General features: G+C 38.7%; 7 protein-coding genes and 1 pseudogene. 1 reads left to right on the top strand and 7 read right to left on the bottom strand.

Annotated elements, in window-relative coordinates; genetic code table 11:
• From G8Y85_RS09210 to G8Y85_RS09180, 7 genes and pseudogenes are all read right to left on the bottom strand, one after another.
• Positions 1-2,753 (bottom strand): SdrD B-like domain-containing protein (locus tag G8Y85_RS09210; RefSeq protein ID WP_165805736.1); only part of this gene is annotated, 2,753 nt, incomplete at its 3' end.
• A gap of 552 nt (positions 2,754-3,305) precedes the next feature.
• On the bottom strand, positions 3,306-6,695 hold the full coding sequence (locus tag G8Y85_RS09205; RefSeq protein ID WP_107368453.1) for an SdrD B-like domain-containing protein: 3,390 nt from the start codon (positions 6,693-6,695) through the stop codon (positions 3,306-3,308).
• A 356-nt stretch (positions 6,696-7,051) separates the two neighbouring features.
• Positions 7,052-7,768, bottom strand: a complete 717-nt coding sequence (locus G8Y85_RS09200; protein WP_060552108.1) for an exotoxin beta-grasp domain-containing protein — start codon at positions 7,766-7,768, stop codon at positions 7,052-7,054.
• 136 nt (positions 7,769-7,904) lie between these two features.
• Positions 7,905-9,440, bottom strand: a complete 1,536-nt coding sequence (locus tag G8Y85_RS09195) for an Ig-like domain-containing protein (RefSeq protein ID WP_107368452.1) — start codon at positions 9,438-9,440, stop codon at positions 7,905-7,907.
• Between the two features lie 224 nt (positions 9,441-9,664).
• Entirely contained in the window at positions 9,665-11,728 is a 2,064-nt protein-coding gene (locus G8Y85_RS09190) for an LPXTG cell wall anchor domain-containing protein (RefSeq protein WP_107368451.1), read from the bottom strand.
• Between the two features lie 25 nt (positions 11,729-11,753).
• A complete protein-coding gene (locus G8Y85_RS09185; protein ID WP_107368450.1) occupies positions 11,754-12,458 on the bottom strand; it encodes an exotoxin beta-grasp domain-containing protein in 705 nt (234 codons plus the stop codon).
• Positions 12,459-12,916: 458 nt separating this feature from the next.
• Positions 12,917-18,613: pseudogene (locus G8Y85_RS09180) on the bottom strand (SdrD B-like domain-containing protein); the annotation flags it as partial.
• Here G8Y85_RS09180 and G8Y85_RS12400 point away from each other — a divergent pair.
• Complete coding sequence (locus G8Y85_RS12400; RefSeq protein WP_246864161.1) at positions 18,591-18,917, top strand: hypothetical protein; 327 nt, start codon at positions 18,591-18,593, stop codon at positions 18,915-18,917. The pseudogene G8Y85_RS09180 and the gene G8Y85_RS12400 overlap by 23 nt on opposite strands.
• Positions 18,918-19,002 lie beyond the last annotated feature (85 nt).

Below are 19,002 nucleotides of genomic sequence, written 5' to 3'. Positions count from 1 at the left end.
GTTGGTTCCGGCGTTGGTTCAGGTGTTGGTTCCGGGGTCGGCTCAGGTGTCGGTTGATAGAACCCCGAATCGACCGTCATATTATCCGCATTGTTGATAGTGGCCGATGTCGTGAGGCCGTTTGAATCTAAGTGCGCATCACCTACATTTGTCAGTGTTGGTTCAAAGCCATTAGGTGTTGTAAATGTAATAGTGTAATCACCATTTTCAAGATTTGTAAATACATATTTACCTGAGGCATCCGTTGTTGTTGTCACAGTAGACCCGTCTGGTTTCGTAAGTGTGACAGTAACGCCCTCAATACCAAATTCATTCGAGTTTTGAATACCATCATGGTTCGAGTCATTCCATACATAGTCGCCTAAATTGTATGTCGCTGGTACAGGTGTTGGTTCAACCGTTGGCTGATAGAAACCAGAGTCAACCGACATATTGTCAGCGTTGTTAATCGTTACTTTAGTCGTCAATCCATCAGAATCTAATTGGCTATCTCCAACATTTGTCAGTGTTGGTTCAAATCCTTGAGGTGTCGTAAATGTGACAGTGTAATCACCATTTTCAAGGTCATTAAATACATACTTACCAGAAGCATCTGTCGTCGTTGTAACAATCGATCCATCCGGTTTAGTAAGTGTAACAACAACACCCTCAATACCGACTTCATTCGAGTTTTGAATACCATCTTTGTTAGAGTCATTCCACACATAATCCCCAAGATTATAGGTTGCAGGGACAGGCGTTGGTTCAGGTGTTGGTTTATAAAAACCAGAATCAATTGTGAAATTATCTGCGTCATCAATGGTCACTGGAACACTTGTGCCATCTGAATCGTCAGTCGTATCCGTTCCTACTTTTTCAGCAGTTGGAACATAGCCATCAGGTGTGACAAAGTCTACGGTATACGAACCATTATTTAATCCAGAAAATAAATAGTTACCATATTTATCGGTTACGCCTGTTTTCACGACATACCCATTGCTGTCTCTTAGAGTAACAACTACACCAGGAATCGGCGTTTCACCAGCATCTTGAATCCCGTTTTGGTTTGAGTCTTCCCAAACGTAGTCACCAAGACTATACGTTTTAGCAACACCATCACCAGATCCAGAACTTGTTTCCACTAAAAAGCCATTGTCAAAATAATACTCGGCAGTATAGTTATTTAAATCAGTGGCGATAAGTGTAGCACGTGTAGATAAATCATTACTGTGATTAGGATTGAATTTTGATTCCATCATGACTACATATGGTGTATCCATACCACCAAAGTTAACTTCTAATTTACCATCAGAATTCATATAAATTCGATTAGAGTCATAAAAACTTTGTGCTAAATCAGGATATCCAGTTGGATCAAAGTAATAACTATCTGTTAATTGGTTAGGATCTGATACACGATAAATGTGTAACTTTGTCGTATCGTAATTAATAATGGCGTTACTATTAGGTGTATCTGTACCTAAAATCAAACGCGCATTACTTAAATCGACATCTTTTGGGTTGACATAAATCGTTTCTTTAAATGTGTTTGTTGTTTCAGTTCCATCCACACTTGTAATCATCGTATCGACGGATGCAGGATAAATCCCATAATCATGTTTGTCGTAATTATACGTAATTTGTGTGTTGTAAGTTTCATCCGCTAAGTTATAGCTTAAGTCATATGTACCTGAGTTGAGCGCTGTTTTACGATCCGCAAATTGGGCAAGGTTAAAACGACCTGAAATGTTTTCTTTATCGTTTACCCAATCTGTAAATGTATACGTTAACGTTTTCGTTATAGTATCGTATACGCCATTAGCGACTACATAACCTGCTGGAGAGTAAAGATTGATAGGAAATTGGTTGTTGCTAGCAGAGAAATCAAGTTCACCATTTACATTGGCATATGTGGGCATTTCAATTGTAAAATAATAGCCACCTTGAACTTTACCATCAACTGTATAATTTGCCGTTAAACGGAAATTACCGCTTTGGTTTGGATCAATGGCTGTTTTAGAAATTGTTGGATTTGTGACTGTGACTAAATTATTCACATTTGTACCCGTGCCAGTTGCAGTCGCAAAAGTGGTTGTCGTAGGTTGAGACGTCAAACTTATTGAACGTAACGTCGGTGTTGTTTCTGCTGTTGTCGCAATAGTATTAGGACTGTTGTTAGACGTATCTGCAGTCGTACTGTCTAGTGATGGGGCTGCTGTACTTTCAGCTGTTATTGTATTCACTGTTTCGGGTTGTGTTGACACTGTCGTTGTATCATTGGTTGATGATACTGATGTGTCAACAGGTGATGCATTGTCCGTTGTAACAGGTGTACTATCTGTTGACGGTGTAGTTTCAGACATTATGCTATCAGGTGTTACTGTATTGCTTGATGCAGTATTTGTTGTGGCATCTGTTGTATGCGTTGTAGTGTTATCAGATGTCGCAGTAGTATTTTCAGTTGGTGAATTGGATGTGTTTGTAGAATCTGTAACATTTGTATTTGATGTTGTCGCATCAGTAGTAGATGTTGTCGCTGTAGGTGTTGATGATTCAGATGTCGCTACTGACGCAGTATCAGAAGGCTGAGATGAAGCTGTATCTGATGTAGTAGATGTTGTATTTGTTGCTGTCGCAGTAACTTCTGCTGCTTTAACATCATTATTTGTCCCAATCAATAATAATGTTCCTAATAAAATTGAAGCTGTTCCCACTGTAAACTTTCGAATTCCATATTTGTTTTGTGTGTTCGGTAAAAAATCTAATTTTTTCATGTTATTCCCCCGTAGTTCGTAAATAAAAATTAAGTATATTGCTCATTGTGCAGTCGATATGATTTTAAGCTATATAAAATTAAAGGATATAAATGATGTATAAAACATAATTAATATATTTAAACAAATGAGCAACGCTTAAATCAGTATATCAAACGATTGTAAAAATACAATCAATTTTTAAGATTTATAATATCTAATAAATTATTTAAGTTTCTAAAATATTAAGACATATATAGACAACGCGCATAGGACGAAGGATAGACGGGGTTTTATAAGAGGGGCGATAGGGGGTGAGAAGTTAATAGATTATGTATTTGCATAATCTTTATATAAAAAAACAAAAAATAAAGACTTGTTTAAAGATAAAATAGGCATCTAAAAAGTTGTTATAACGGCAGTTGTAGACATTAGGGCGATATTATTTAAAAAATAAAAACTAAAACATCAATTTTTCGGTTATTAAATTTAGTTGACTATGCAAAAAAATTGTTGTAACAATATCGACACATATGAAAGGTGGGCACCGAGGTGCCCACCTATAAACGTTTATTATTTTATATTAGAACGCTTACGTCTTCCAAAAATGAAAAGTGTTCCAAGGGCTGCGAATAATGTTCCAATTATACCAGTATGTGTCGTTTCTTTACCTGTATCAGGTAATGCATTAGACTTACCTGATTTTTCTTGTGAGCTAGATATTGTTGATGCATGAGTTGGCATAGGCGTTGGTTGTTTCGATGTCGTGTGTACGGATGTAGATCCTGGTGTTGGGTTCGGATTCGGTTCCGGAGCTGGGTTAGGGTTAGGCTCCGGAGTTGGATTAGGGTTAGGCTCCGGAGTTGGATTAGGTTTAGGTTCCGGAGTTGGGTTAGGGTTAGGCTCCGGAGTTGGATTAGGGTTAGGCTCCGGAGTTGGATTAGGGTTAGGTTCCGGAGTTGGATTAGGGTTAGGCTCCGGAGTTGGATTAGGTTTAGGTTCCGGAGTTGGTTCTGGTGTTGGGTTCGGATTCGGCTCAGGTGTCGGTTGATAGAACCCAGAATCAACTGTCATATTATCTGCATTATTAATTGACGCAGTTGTTGTAATACCATTTGAATCTAGACGGTTATCGCCGACATTAGTAAGCGTTGGCTCAAAGCCATCTGGTGTCGTAAATGTAACAGTGTAATCACCATTTTCAAGGTCATTAAATACATACTTACCAGAAGCATCTGTCGTCGTAGTAACAATTGATCCATCCGGTTTAGTAAGTGTGACAACAACGCCCTCAATACCGACTTCATTCGAATTTTGAATACCATCATGGTTCGAGTCATTCCATACATAGTCACCTAAATTATATTTGGCAGGGACAGGTGTCGGGTTAATAGTTGGTTTGAAGAACCCAGAATCAACTGTCATATTATCTGCATTATTAATTGACGCAGTTGTTGTAATACCATTTGAATCTAGACGGTTATCGCCGACATTAGTGAGCGTTGGCTCAAAGCCATCCGGAGTCGTAAATGTAACAGTGTAATCACCATTTTCAAGGTCATTAAATACATACTTACCAGAAGCATTTGTCGTCGTAGTAACAATCGATCCATCCGGTTTAGTAAGTGTGACAACAACACCCTCAATACCGACTTCATTCGAATTTTGAATACCATCATGGTTCGAGTCATTCCATACATAGTCACCTAAATTATATTTGGCAGGGACAGGCGTTGGTTCTGGTGCTGGCTTATAAAATCCAGAGTCAATTGTAAGGTTATCCGCGCCATTAATCGTCACAGGTACTGTACCGCCGTCAGAATCCGTCGCATCATTACCACCTGCATTAACCACGGTTGGTGTATAGCCATCTGGTGTTACAAACTCTACCGTATAATCTCCATTAGGCAAACCAGAGAATAAATAGTTACCGTATTCATCTGTGACTGCAGTATCAAGTATAGTTCCCTGACTATCTTTTAAAGTTACGACGACATTTGGAATAGGGGTTTCACCTGCGTCTTGAACACCATTTTGATTCGCATCTTCCCATACATAGTCGCCTAAACGATATGTTTGTGCCGTACCATCACCAGAACCGGTACTTGTTTCAACAGTAAAGCCATTATCGAAATAGAAACTTGATGATTTCCCATAATAGTCTGTCGCATTAAGGGTAGCTCTTGTCGTTAACTCAGATCCAAGAGTAGGATCAAATTTAGAATCCATAACGACAACATAAGGACCGTCGATGGCACCAAAATTTATTTCTAATTGACCGTTCGCATTTGTGTAAATACTGCCATTTTGATAGAAGTTTTGAGCTAAATCTTGATATTCTGCCGCATTAAAATCATAACTATCAGTAAGTTGACTCGGATCTGGCACTTTATAAATATGCAAATTCGTCGTGTTTAAATCGATAATCGCATTACTATTCGCGTCTTTCGGGGCAAGTATTAACTGTGCTGAACTCAAGTTTTTATCTTGTGGATTTACGTAAACGACTTCTGAGAAATCATTGGTTTTGCCTGTCGCGTCCACACTTGTAATTAACGAATCGACTGAAGCGGGATCTAAGCCGTAATCATGGCGATCATAGTTATAGGTGATTGGTGTAGTATACGTTTCACCTGCTAAATTGTAATTTAATGTATACGTACCAGCTTTTTGAGCCGTTGTACGATCAGCGAATTGACTTAAGTCAAAGCTACCTGAGATATTTTCTTTATCATTCACCCAATCTGTAAATGTATACGTTAATGTTTTCGTTGTAGTGTCATAAACGCCATTTGCGACCACATAGCCTGATGGGGAATACAAATCTATAGGGAATTGATTATTATCTGCCGAATAGTCAAGCTCGCCATCTACATTGGCATATGTTGGCATTTGAAGTGTAAAGTAATCACCACTTTTAACTTTACCATTCACCGCATAATCTGCTTTTAATCGGAAGTTCCCGCTTTGGTTAGGGTCTATCGCATCTTGAGAGATTGATGCATTTGAAACTGTGACTAAATCATTCACGTTTGTGCCTGTAGCTGTAGCTCTTGAGATGCGTGTAGGTTGTGCAGAAGTGCTAATGGAACGTAATGTCGGTGTCGTTTCAGATGTAGTCGTTACAGTATTCGCATCTTTATTATCAGAAGATTCTTTCAATAATGCGTATAAAGAAGTATTATCCGTATTTGTATTAGACACAGTGGCTGGATTTGCACCTTGTGCTGTGACTGTATTTGTAGGCTTAGATTGAACAGAGGATGTAATGCCAGTCGTTGAATTTGGTGTAACAGCACTTAATGGTGCAGTATTATCAACGGTTGATGATACTGTCGTTTTAGTAGCTGCACTAGTTGATGTAGAATTAGCTGTTGATTGCAAGTCTGATGTAGACGCTTGAGAGGTTGACTCTGACGTTGATGTAGGCGCAGTTTTATTAGCGGTAGATGTTGTATTTGAATTCGTAGTCGTTTTATTATCAGTAGAAGTAGTATTCGAAGACGTTGATGTTTGACTATCCGTACTCGGTTTAGACTGAGGCGTTGTAGGTTGTGTGGATTGATCAGAAGAAGTTGTCGTGTCTTTTACCGCAGTTGGATTAGTAGAAGTTGATGACTCAGAAGTAGAGGTATTTGTAGAAGGCGATGTCTCAGAAGTAGACGTAGAAGTAGTCGCATTAGAAGTCGAATTAGGAGTTGTGGCCGTCGCCGTCTTTGGCGTTTCAGTCGTATTCGTTGTAGGTGATGCGATTGTACTTGGAGAAGACGTCGTATTAGACGATGTGTTTTGAGATGTTGACGACGTATCAGGCGTTGATGTTGGTGTACTTTCCGCTGCTTTAACCTCCTCATGATGACCCATTAATAAAATCGAACCTAATAAAATCGATGCCGTACCCACCGTATACTTACGAATGGCGTACTTGTTTTGCTTATTTGGTAAGAAATTTTGGTTCTCCATAAAAATCCTCCATATGATATAAGTTTTTGTTGTCCAACATACTGTAACAACGCATAAAATTGCGCCATAAAGCGATACAATATTTTATTTAAAAACAATAAAATGGACAACGCATTACTTAGTATAGCAAAATATTCTGAAAGTTCAATTGATTATATAATTCGGGATTCAAAATTTAATTGAAATTAATAATTATATAATTGTCTATCTTTAGAGCCCCTTGTGTTCTCACGTTTGTAGAAAAAATTTTTACATTAAATCAAAAACAGCTTAACAGAACATTTCATAAAATGATCTGTTAAGCTGTTTATTTTAATTCAATTTATGTTAAAAGGGACATATGAAAATCACACGCATTAATAGTGTTTCATCTCGATTTTAATGTCTTTAATATTTCTTGAATCGATCACATTACCCATTTTTTCAGCAGGCAATTTAGAATTTAGGTCAATATGATGTGAAGAATTATCATTCATATTTATAATGATACTTCCTGATTTTTTGCCATTTTGATAAAGTCCATAATGTTTAATTAACTGATGTCTAATTTTGAAATCAATTTGTTTGAGCGAGATTTCTTCTTTGTAAATATTAAAGTTGACGTGAGAAATGTGACCACCATGATTAATTGTTAATCGTGGACTTACAACAGGACCTGGATAGTAACGGCTATTTGATTTCGTAATACCACCAACAGAATAATTGGTAGCTTGATAGCCGTAGCCTTCATTCACAACGAATACATCAATATTGCTAAGTTGATTTTGATAAAATTGACTTCTGTTTTGTCCAACTAACGAAATCTCATTAAATTGGTGTGAACGAGAATCTTCAACCTCAACGACTTTCCCATCTCCATAACCTTTCTGATATCTAAAATCAAAACTGTGCTTTGAGTAGTATGTATACAAACTTTGAGCATCATTGGAAATATTTTTGTAAAATGAATTTGAATAAGATGGTCCTCCGTAGTAGTAAGAGGCAGCCTCTACAGCTTGTGTATTTGTTGTAGCGACACCTGTTGTGAATATACTTAATGCTAAACTGGCTTTAGCGATTGTAGATAATTTCATATCTATAACTCCTTTAATACTAAATAATCTTTAATCATAAAATTGGGAAATATCCCCATAAATTAGGCATAAAAAACAGCTTATCGAAATGATAAATTAGCGTTTTTATCAAAGCGATAAAGCTGTTGTTAAATCATTATTGACCTTTTTTATAAATATGGCGTTCTAATTCTTTTTTATCATATGCATTGAAATATGTGAGGATATAACCATGAATATCATAGCCTCTTATTTCGTTACCTGCTAATTTGAAATAAGCAGGGGTAACTTCAATTAATTCATCAAATTCGCGTTCTTTTCTTTGTGCTTCAGTTTCTGCGACTTTAATTTCTTTCGTCACGAGCTTACTTAAAACTTTACCAGACAATGGATCTACAACGACAAAATGTAGTTTTTCTCCATTATTCAAACGGAATCCTGCACCAGATGCGTTAAATGAAAACTTACCATCTTCACCAACTTGTAAATCTGGGAATTCGTTGCCTTCTCCAAGACTAGATGTCACATTGACAACCGCATTCGCAAATTTTGTTTTTCCAGTAATTGTTTTAGTGCCTTTACTTCCTTCAACCGGTTTATCAATACCATGGTTACTTACATAATCATAACCATGTATATTATCCACTTGTAAGTCATCCGCAATCGTATTAAGCACAAAAACTTTTTTTACATTATTTGGGTTATATGAAGTAATAGCAGATGTGATACTATCGAAATGACTTGCCTTTACATTGAAAATCAACGGAATTATCGCTTCATCTTCATCATTTGGCTTAAAAGTGATAGATACTAAATCATTATCTTTTAAATTAAAGTTTTCTAATGGTTTGCGTTTAAAATCAAACTCAAAGTAGCCTTTATCATTGATATGTTTCCAAATGCCATCAACACGAGATTTAGCATCAGCATTTGACATGGCTTTTTCATATTCGCTACTATCACTTAAATTAACAAACTTATTATTAATTGCGAGTGCGACACGGCCTTTTACAGACGTGTGTCCTTTAATAATGCCAGAGTCTTTAAGAATAGGTTCTACAAAAATTTGGTGATGGCCTTTATTTCTTTCTAATTGTCTAGTGGGAACCGAATAGGCCTTATCGTAACGACCGGTTTTAACACTTTTACTTAAGTCATTACTCTCTTCTTCCATAGCGTTTTCTTCATTTTCAGACTCAATATCTAGCTCTAAGTTGAAATTTGACGATGTTATTTCTACTTCTTGATTATAAACGATTTTTCTATCGTTTAAATTATAAGTGAAATTCCCATTGCTATCAGATTTTACGAGGTCACCTTCTACGGAATCTACGCTCTTTTTATCAATATTTAGTAAAATTGTTTGATTAGGCAATGTTCTACCTGTTATCTGATTGTCACCTGGTTTTATTTCATTTAGTTCCACGAAATTTTTAGGTGTTTCTTTTTTCACAACGGTTTGTTTTTCATTTGTTTGTTCAGTGGTTTGAACGTGTGTATTTGTGTGACCTTCAGTTGTTTGTTGGGGGCTCAATACAACGCGTCTTTGGTCACTACTATAATTTGTTGACTGGCTTACATCAGAAACATGTTCAGAAGCTTCCGCCTGACCTTGCATGGTAATATACATCGCGGTCATGGCGATTGAGACCAAGCCGACTTTCATTTTACGTAATTTGAATTTCTCTCTCATTATAAACTCCTAAACTCTATTTCACATTTTTCAATATGTCTTTAATCTCATTTGGGGTGACTTTAACGTCTATACTTTTGGGTGGGTGATGTGTTGGGTTTAAAAGTAAAGTCATCTTTTTAATGACGTGTTACCTCAAATTCCCAACAATAGGGACATTGTTGGGAATTTAAGAAATCACGCTTAATATATTGTGTTGATTATTTTGAATTAAAATGCATCAATTAATTTGATTTACGTTTTCTACCTAATAGGAACAATGCACCGAGTCCTAATAAAAATGTACCAAGCAATCCAGCATGTGTTTTTTCGTAACCTGTTTCAGGTAAAGCTTTCGCTTGTGTTGTTTTAGCATGTGATACAACGTTAGTTGATACCGGAGTTGGGGCGCTTGATGATTGCATCATTGTTTGATTCATTGAAGCTACACCGAGTGTCGTTACAGGGATAGTTTGTGACGCTGGTGTCGTTTCAGCTGTTGTACTTAGTTGAGATGCAGTATTCGGACGAGATGCTGACTTTGCTTTAGTTGTTGGTTCTGTCTTTGTCTTAGGTGTTGTCTCCGAACGCGTTTCTAATGATGCTTCAGGTGATGTCACGGATTTAACCTCAGATGGCGCCTGTACGCTTACTTTAGGCATCGCTGTTGTGTTTGCCGCAACAGATAGAGCCGGTTTAGAATCAGTCATTGTTGCTGACTTTGTTTCTGTTGGCCATCCTGGTAATAGTTTAAAATTAGGTTGATCTATTCCAAGGCTTTTAAAATGACGTGCAATTTCTTCCTTGTCATTGGCATTGAAATAATCAAGCACGTTACCATGAATGTCGTAACCTCTAATTTCATCACCTACAAGACGGTAATACGCAGGGGTAATATCTAGTAACTCATTCAACGTTCGTTCTTTTTTCTCTTCTTCCGTTTCAGCTACTGTAATTTCTTTTGTGACAAGGTTGCTTAAAATCGCACCCGTTAATGGATCAACAACTGTGAAATGAAGTTTTTCGCCATTATTTAAACGGATTCCGACTTCTGAAGCATTAAATGAAAATTCACCTTTTTCATTTACTTGTAAATCAGGAAATTCATTACCTTCACCTAGGCTTGAATGAATATTAACCACTGCATTGGCAAACTTTGTTTTACCTTTGATTTCTCTTGTACCTTGACTGCTATCGACAGGTTTGTCGATGCCACGATCGCTTTCATACACAAAACCATGAATATCTTCAACTTCTAAATCAGATGCGCCATTGTTTAACGTTGCGACTTTTTTTACATCATTAGGGGAATATGATGTTGTAGCAGTAGCAACATTTGCAAAGTCACTGGCTTTAAGGTTGAAAATTAAAGGAATGAGTGCTTCTTCCTCATCATCTGGTTTGAATGTAATCGAGATTAAGTCATCTTTGTTGATTTGATGACTTTCAAAAGGTGTACGTTTGAAATCAAATTCAAAATACCCTTTATCATCAATGAATTTCCAAATACCTTCGTTACGTGCTTTTGCCTGCGCTAATGGTGTGTTTTTGTCAAAATCATCGTAACCTAAATTAATAAACTTATTATTAATAGCAAGAGCTACACGACCTTTCACAGATGTGTGGCCTTTAATAATGCCAGAATCTTTAAGAATCGGTTCTATGAGTACTTGGTGATGACCATTTTGTTTCTCTAATTGTTTCGTAGGAATCGCATAGGCTTTATCGTAACGACCTGTTGTTGTCGTATCTGTCGCCTCTGCACCTTCTTCTTCTAGCATAGCTTCTTCTGAACCTTCTTCAGATTCAATATCAAAATTTAAATTTGATGAAATCACATCAACCTTTTGATTATATACAATGTTTCTGTCATTCAAATCAAAAGTAAATTCGCCGTTTTCATTAGATTCTGCAAAACCGCCATCTCCGCCTTCAACAGAACCTAAACTTTTGCCATCAATAGTTAATGAAACGATTTGATTAGGTAACGTTTTTCCCGTGATTTTAGTATCACCAGGCGTTACTTTATCTAATTTAACGTAGTTCTCCTGTACGTTCTCTTTTGTATCTGTTTGTTTTGCCTCTACCGCTTCAGTAGGTTCAACAACTGGATTTGTTGGTGATTCAGTTACAAGTTGACGTTTAGGTTCAACTTGTTTGTCCTCAATATTTTGAATGCTTGTTGGCTGAGGGACTTCAGCCGTATTTTCAGAAGCTTCCGCCTGTCCTTGCATAGTCATATACATCGCAGCGATGGCAACCGAAACCAAGCCGACTTTCTTTTTACGTAGCTTAAAATTCTCTCTCATCATAAACTCCTAAAATTTATTTTTATTAAATATCAATTGAAATTTCTTTAATATCTTTTGGATTTATAACAACACCCATACGATCTTCTTGAAGTTTTTTATTTAATTCAAAAGTATAATAATCGTTTTTAATTCCTTTTTCTTTCATCTTGACAACTATTTTACCGTTACTAACACTACTTTTATATAAATCTTTTTCTTTAACTAATTTTTGTCTCAATCTAAAATCGATTTCTTTGAGTGTAATTTGTTCTTTGTTTGTTTCAAATCTTCCTAAGCTTTCTTGATAAATAGTATTGTCATTTTTCTTAGTTAATGTAACTGGTGGATTAGCATTATAGTCATAATATTGATTTTTATTAGTTTTAGTGATTCCATTTATTGAAAGAGTTGGTGCTTGTTTGCCGTTTCCTTCTCTCACTACAAAAACGTCAAGTTGAGATGATTCTTTATCTTTTATTATATTTTGTTCAGGACCTAATAATTTTACTTCTGTAAGTTGAGACTTATCAATAACCTTAACAACGTTACCTTCTCTTTCACCATTAACATTTCGTAAATCCCAAAATGTTTTACTATAATAATCGTGTAAGATTTGGGCCTCTTTAGAAACTATTTGGACTCCTACGTTCTGTACTGCTGCATCTGCTGATTGAGCGTATGTTGTCATTACTCCTGTTGTTAAAATTCCTAATGCTAAACTTGTTTTAGCAATCGTAGATAATTTCATGTTCATTGCTCCTTTTTTTCTATTTCCCAAAGTAATTGATTATCGGTGATTACGTAATACTAACAATCAAACTTATTATAGACCTGAAAGTTAAACGTTAAAATTAAATATTGCTTAACTTAACTTTAACGTTTATTAATTATGTTATAAATATGACTGCTTTAGTGCGTAATTACTACTAAAGGAGTATCTTTTCCAGGAATTAAAATTAGAAAAGACAAAATACTGCCTTATCAATGTTTTCAGTGTGTTGTCTAGGCCGGTCATGTATTTAAAATGATGTTCTAAATCAAGTAGCATGTGAATGACGTGTTTGGTGAGGTAGATGTTGAATCTTTTAAGAAAGTAGGCATCTAGTGGGGGAGGTGGTGGTAGAAGTAAAAAACATCCCCTAAGTGTATTTCACTTAAGGGATGTGTCTTTTATTTGCGCAAGTCTTTAGGCGTACGTTTGTTTCTTCTGAATAAGAAGAGTGCCCCAAGTCCGGCAAGTAATGTACCTATAAGACCACTGTTCATGTCTTTATGGCCAGTATCAGGTAATGTTGTTTTATGCGTTGTGGTATGTTTGTGTTCGCTAGAAACTGCTTGTGACGTAGTGTGTGTGACGTTTGGCACCACTGACGATTTTGGCGTAGATTCCGGAGCTGGTGTCGGCTCAGGTGTTGATTCTGGTGTTGGTTCTGGTGTTGGTGCTGGTGTCGGCTCAGGTGTTGGTTCAGGTGTTGGTTCTGGCGTTGGTTCAGGTGTTGGTTCTAGCGTTGGCTCCGGTGTTGGCTCCGGTGTTGGTTCTGGTGTCGGTTCAGGCGTTGGCTCAGGTGTTGGTTCCGGAGTTGGTTCCGGAGTTGGTTCTGGTGTCGGTTCCGGTGTCGGTTCTGGTGTTGGTTCTGGCGTTGGCTTCGGTGTTGGCTCCGGTGTCGGTTCCGGTGTTGGTTCCGGCGTTGGCTTCGGAGTTACCGTTGGTTGATAGAATCCAGAGTCGACAGTAAAGTTATCGCTATTATTAATCATGACTTTCGAAGTTAAACCATCTGAATCTAATTGGTGATCGCCCACATGAGTGTGTGTCGGTTTATAGCCGTTTGGTGTCGTAAAGGTAACGGTGTATTCCCCATTTTCCAAACCTTTGAAAACATACTTACCAGAAGCGTCAGTCGTCGTTGTTTCTGTTGAGCCATCAGGTTTTGTCAGTGTTATAGTGACGCCGGCAATGCCATGTTCATTAGAATTTTGGATGCCGTCTTTATTCGTATCATTCCACACGTAATCCCCGAGTTCATAAGTGGCAGGCACTGGTGTTGGAGTTACCGTTGGTTGATAGAATCCAGAGTCGACAGTAAAGTTATCGCTATTATTAATCATGACTTTCGAAGTTAAACCATCTGAATCTAATTGGTGGTCGCCCACATGAGATTGCGTCGGTTTATAGCCGTTTGGTGTCGTAAAGGTAACGGTGTATACCCCATTTTCCAATCCTTTGAAAACATACTTGCCAGAAGCGTCAGTCGTCGTTGTTTCTGTCGAGCCATCAGGTTTTGTGAGTGTTACAGTGACGCCGGCAATACCGTGTTCATTAGAATTTTGGATGCCGTCTTTATTAGAATCGTCCCAAACATAGTCCCCGAGTTCATAAGTGGCAGGCACCGGTGTCGGTTCTATTGTCGGTTGGTAAAAACCAGAATCGATGGTGAAGTTATCCCCGTCATTAATCGTTGCTTTTGTAGAAACACCGTTTGAATCTAAGTAGTGATTTCCGACATGGGATTGTGTCGGTTCATAACCTTGAGGTGTCGTAAAGGTAACGGTGTATTCTCCATTTTCCAATCCTTTGAAAACATATTTGCCAGAGGCGTCGGTTGTCGTTGTTTCTGTCGTGCCATCTGGTTTTGTGAGTGTCACAGTGACGCCAACAATACCATGTTCATTAGAATTTTGGATACCGTCTTTATTAGAATCGTTCCAAACATAGTCCCCAAGTTCATAAGTGGCAGGCACCGGTGTCGGTTCTGTCGTTGGTTGATAAAAGCCAGAATCTACAGTGTAGTTGTCATTATCATGAATTGTTGCGGTTGTAGAGACCCCATTCGAATCTAAACGGTTGTCCCCGATGTTGATTTGAGTTGGGACATAGCCATCTGGTGTCGTAAAGGTAATTGTATAGTCACCATTTTCTAAACCTTTGAAAACATATTTACCAGAAGCGTCGGTTGTCGTCGTTTCTGTCGAGCCATCTGGTTTTGTCAGTGTTACAGTGACGCCGGCAATGCCATGTTCATTAGAATTTTGGATGCCATCTTTATTCGTATCATTCCACACGTAATCCCCGAGTTCATAAGTCGCAGGTACCGGTGTTGGTTGTGAAGCGGGTTGATAGAATCCGGAATCAACGGACATGTTGTCAGCGTTATTGATTGTGGCTGTTGTGGATAATCCATTAGAGTCCAAACGATCATCACCGACATTAATTTTTGTCGGTTCATAACCTGCTGGTGTCGTAAAGGTGATCGTATAGTCACCATTTTCTAGACCGTTAAAGACGTATTTTCCAGAGGCATCGGTCGTCGTTGTTACCGTCGAGCCGTTCGGTTTCGTTAGTGTTACAGTGACGCCGGCAATGCCATGTTCATTTGAATTTTGAATGCCGTCTTTATTCGTATCGTTCCATACGTAATCGCCTAACGCATACGTGGCAGGCACGGGTGTCGGTGGTGTCACAGGTTTGTGGAACCCGGAATCGATTGTGACGTTGTCGGCATTATCTATAATAGCTGTCGTTGAAACGCCATTGGAATCTAAACGCTCATCGCCGACATTAATTGCTGTTGGCACATAGCCTTGTGGTGTGGTAAAAGTGACGGTGTATTCGCCATTTTCCAGACCGTTAAAGACATATTTTCCAGAAGCATCGGTTGTGGTTGTTACCGTTGAACCATCAGGTTTGGTTAATGTCACAATCACGCCTGCAATACCCACTTCATTCGAATTTTGAATGCCATCATTGTTAGAATCGTTCCAGACGTAATCTCCTAATTTGTATGTCGCAGGCACGGGTGTCGGTTCCGCAACAGGTTGATAGAATCCGGAATCAATCGATAAGTTATCCGCATTATCGATAGTTGCGGTTGTCGATAAGCCATTGGAATCTAAGCGGTCGTCACCGACATTAGTTAACGTTGGTTCTAATCCATGTGGTGTGGTAAAGGTCACAGTATACTCACCGTTATCTAAGCCAGTAAATAAATATTTCCCAGATGCATCGGTCGTTGTTGTTTCTGTTGTACCATCTGGTTTTGTCAATGTTACAGTAACGCCAGCAATGCCGTGTTCGTTCGAATTTTGTATACCATCTCGATTACTATCATTCCAAACATAGTCCCCTAAGTTGTGTTTACTTGCAGAAGGGATAGGGTTTGTGACAGGTTGATGGAAGCCTGAATCAATCGATAAATTATCTGCATTGTTGATAACGACAGTTGTAGACAAGCCGTCTGAATCTAAGCGATCGTCACCAACGTTAATACGTGTTGGTACATAGCCTTGTGGTGTGGTAAAAGTCACCGTGTATTCGCCGTTTTGTAAATCTGTAAAGACATATTTCCCAGACGCGTCGGTCGTTGTCGTTTCTGTCGTACCATCAGGTTTTGTGAGTGTGACGACAACGCCAGCGATACCGACTTCATTGGAGTTTTGGATACCATCGTTGTTAGAGTCATTCCAAACGTAATCGCCTAATTTATATGTGGCAGGCACAGGTGTCGGTTCAACGGTTGGGCGATAAAATCCCGAATCGATGGTGAAATTGTCTGCATTATTGATTTTTACAGTTGTTGATAAGCCATCAGAGTCTAAATGTGTATCGCCAACATGGGTTGCGGTCGGTTCGAACCCTGTTGGTGTCGTAAAGGTCACTGTGTAGTCACCGTTTTGAAGTCCTGTAAAAACATATCTTCCAGACGCGTCGGTCGTCGTCGTTGCTGTCGAACCATCGGGTTTGGTTAATGTCACCGTGACGCCAGAAATCCCGACTTCATTGGAATTTTGAATTCCGTCTTTATTGGAGTCATTCCAAACGTAATCCCCAATCTCGTATGTGGCAGGCACGGGTGCTGGCGTGCTTGTAGGTTGATAAAACCCTGAATCGATGGTGAAATTGTCTGCGTTTTGAATTATAGCAGTAGTAGATAAACCATCAGAATCAAGACGATAATCACCAACATGCGTTGCGGTCGGCTCAAATCCTGCCGGTGTCTTAAACGTCACCGTATACGTGCCATTTTGAAGTCCTTTAAACACATATTTCCCAGTGGCATCCGTCGTTGTGGTAACCGTTGAACCATCGGGTTTGGTTAATGTGACTGTGACGCCAGAAATCCCGACTTCATTGGAATTTTGGATTCCGTCCTTATTGGAATCATTCCAGACATAGTCGCCGAGTTCGTACGTAGCGGGTACGGGTGTCGGTTCGACAGTAGGTTGATAGAATCCAGAGTCCACAGAATAATTGTCGTTGTTGTTAATGGTTGCGGTCGTTGATAAACCGTTAGAATCTAAACGACTATCGCCGATATTTATTTTGGTCGGTTCAAATCCCGCTGGTGTAGTAAACGTTACCGTATATGTGCCGTTTTCAAGGCCGGTAAAGACATATTTCCCAGACGCATTCGTTGTCGTTGTCACAGTAGAACCATCGGGCTTAGTTAATGTAACTTTGACACCGGCAATCCCGACTTCATTGGAATTTTGAATTCCGTCCTTATTGGAATCATTCCAGACATAGTCACCGAGCTCATACGTAGCAGGGACTGGCGTTGGTTCAGGAGTAGGTTGATAAAAGCCAGAGTCAATCGTAAAATTATCCGCTCCGTTGATTGTTACGTCTACAATCTCACCATTGGAATCAATCGTTCTATCCGTACCTGACCCCACCGCTGTAGGAAGATATCCTTCTGGAGGAACAAATTCAATTGTATAGGTACCATTCGGCAAACCAGTAAATAAGTAGTTTCCGTAATTGTCTGTCACACCTGTTTTTACAACATCACCGTTGCTGTTTCTAAGTGTTACGACGACGTCTTCAATCGGGTCTTCACCTTCATCTTGAATGCCGTTTTGATTCGCATCATTCCAGACATAGTCTCCTAAACGATACGTTTTTACCGTGCCATCACCGGTACCAGAGCTCGTTTCGACCAAAAAGCCATTATCAAAATTATAATTTGAGGTATAGTTCTTTTGATCTGTCGCAATGAGTGTGGCTCTTGTTGATAAATCATTGCTGTGGTTAGGATCAAAATGAGCGTCCATCACCACAACAAAAGGTGTGCGGATTGCACCAAAATCGATTTCTAAGTTACCGTCAAGATTCGTATAAATCCAGCCGTTTTGATAAAATTCTGGAGCTAAATCTTGATAGCCTGCAGGATTAAAATAGTAACTGTCTGTTAACACACTTGGATCAGGCACTTGATAAATGTGAAAGTTGGTAGTGTTGTAATCAATTAAGGCATTACTATTAGGTGTATCTTTCCCCATAATTAACCGTGCAGCGCTTAAGTCTACATTTTTAGGGTTTACGTAAATAACTTCTGTAAACGTGTTGTTTTTTTCTGTTCCATCTACACGGGTAATCATCGTATCGACAGAAGATGGATAGACCCCATAATCATGATTGTCGTATGTGTAAGTAATGGATGTAGAGAAAGGTTCTCCAGCTAAATTATAGTCCAATGGATACGTGCCTGATTTTTGTGCGGTTTTACGATCGGCAAATTGTGCTAAGTTAAAGGTTCCGGAAATGTTTTCTTTGTCATTCACCCAATCTGTAAACGTATAAGTCAATGTTTTGGTATTGGTATCATAGACACCATTCGCAATGACATAACCTGCAGGAGAGTACAAATCAATCGGAAATTGATTGTTAGATGCTGAGAAATCTAATTCTCCATTGAGATTAGCGTAAGTGGGCATTTGAATTGTAAAATAGTCCCCTCCGTTTACTTTTCCATTGACGACATAATCTGCAGTTAAGCGGAAATTACCACTTTGGTTTGGGTCGATGGTTGTTTTAGAAATTTTAGGGTTTGTTACAGTGACTAATTGATTTACGTTTGCTCCCGATGTTGCGGCTAAAGTCGTGACAGTAGGAGAAGCGGTCATTAAACTAAAAGAACGTAATGTCGGTGTCGTTTCAGCCGTTGTCGAGGTGCTTTGTGGTGAAGTGTTCGAATTTGATGTTGTCGTATGTGTCGTGTCTGTTACTGTTGTATTTGTATTTGGCGAAGATGCTGAAGTGGAAGTGTCTGTCGTCGTACTTGATGTTGCTGGAGCTGTCGTTGTCGTTGATGTTGAGGTATTTGTAGAACTTACTGTAGAAGCAGTGGCCGTTGATGTGGAAGTATCTGTCGCATTGGCAGTAGACATTGATGTGTCTGGTAGCGTTGTAGGATTTGAATTTGATTGATTTGTGGTTGATGTCGTGTTTGTCGATGTAGAACTCGTTGTTGGAGACGATGTAGAAGACGTGGTATTTGGTGCGGTACTCGCAG

The sequence above is a fragment of the Staphylococcus sp. 11007852 genome (genome assembly GCF_011394325.1).
In the GTDB taxonomy this organism is placed as follows: Bacteria; Bacillota; Bacilli; order Staphylococcales; family Staphylococcaceae; genus Staphylococcus; species Staphylococcus agnetis.
This window is presented reverse-complemented; position numbering and strand designations above follow the sequence as displayed.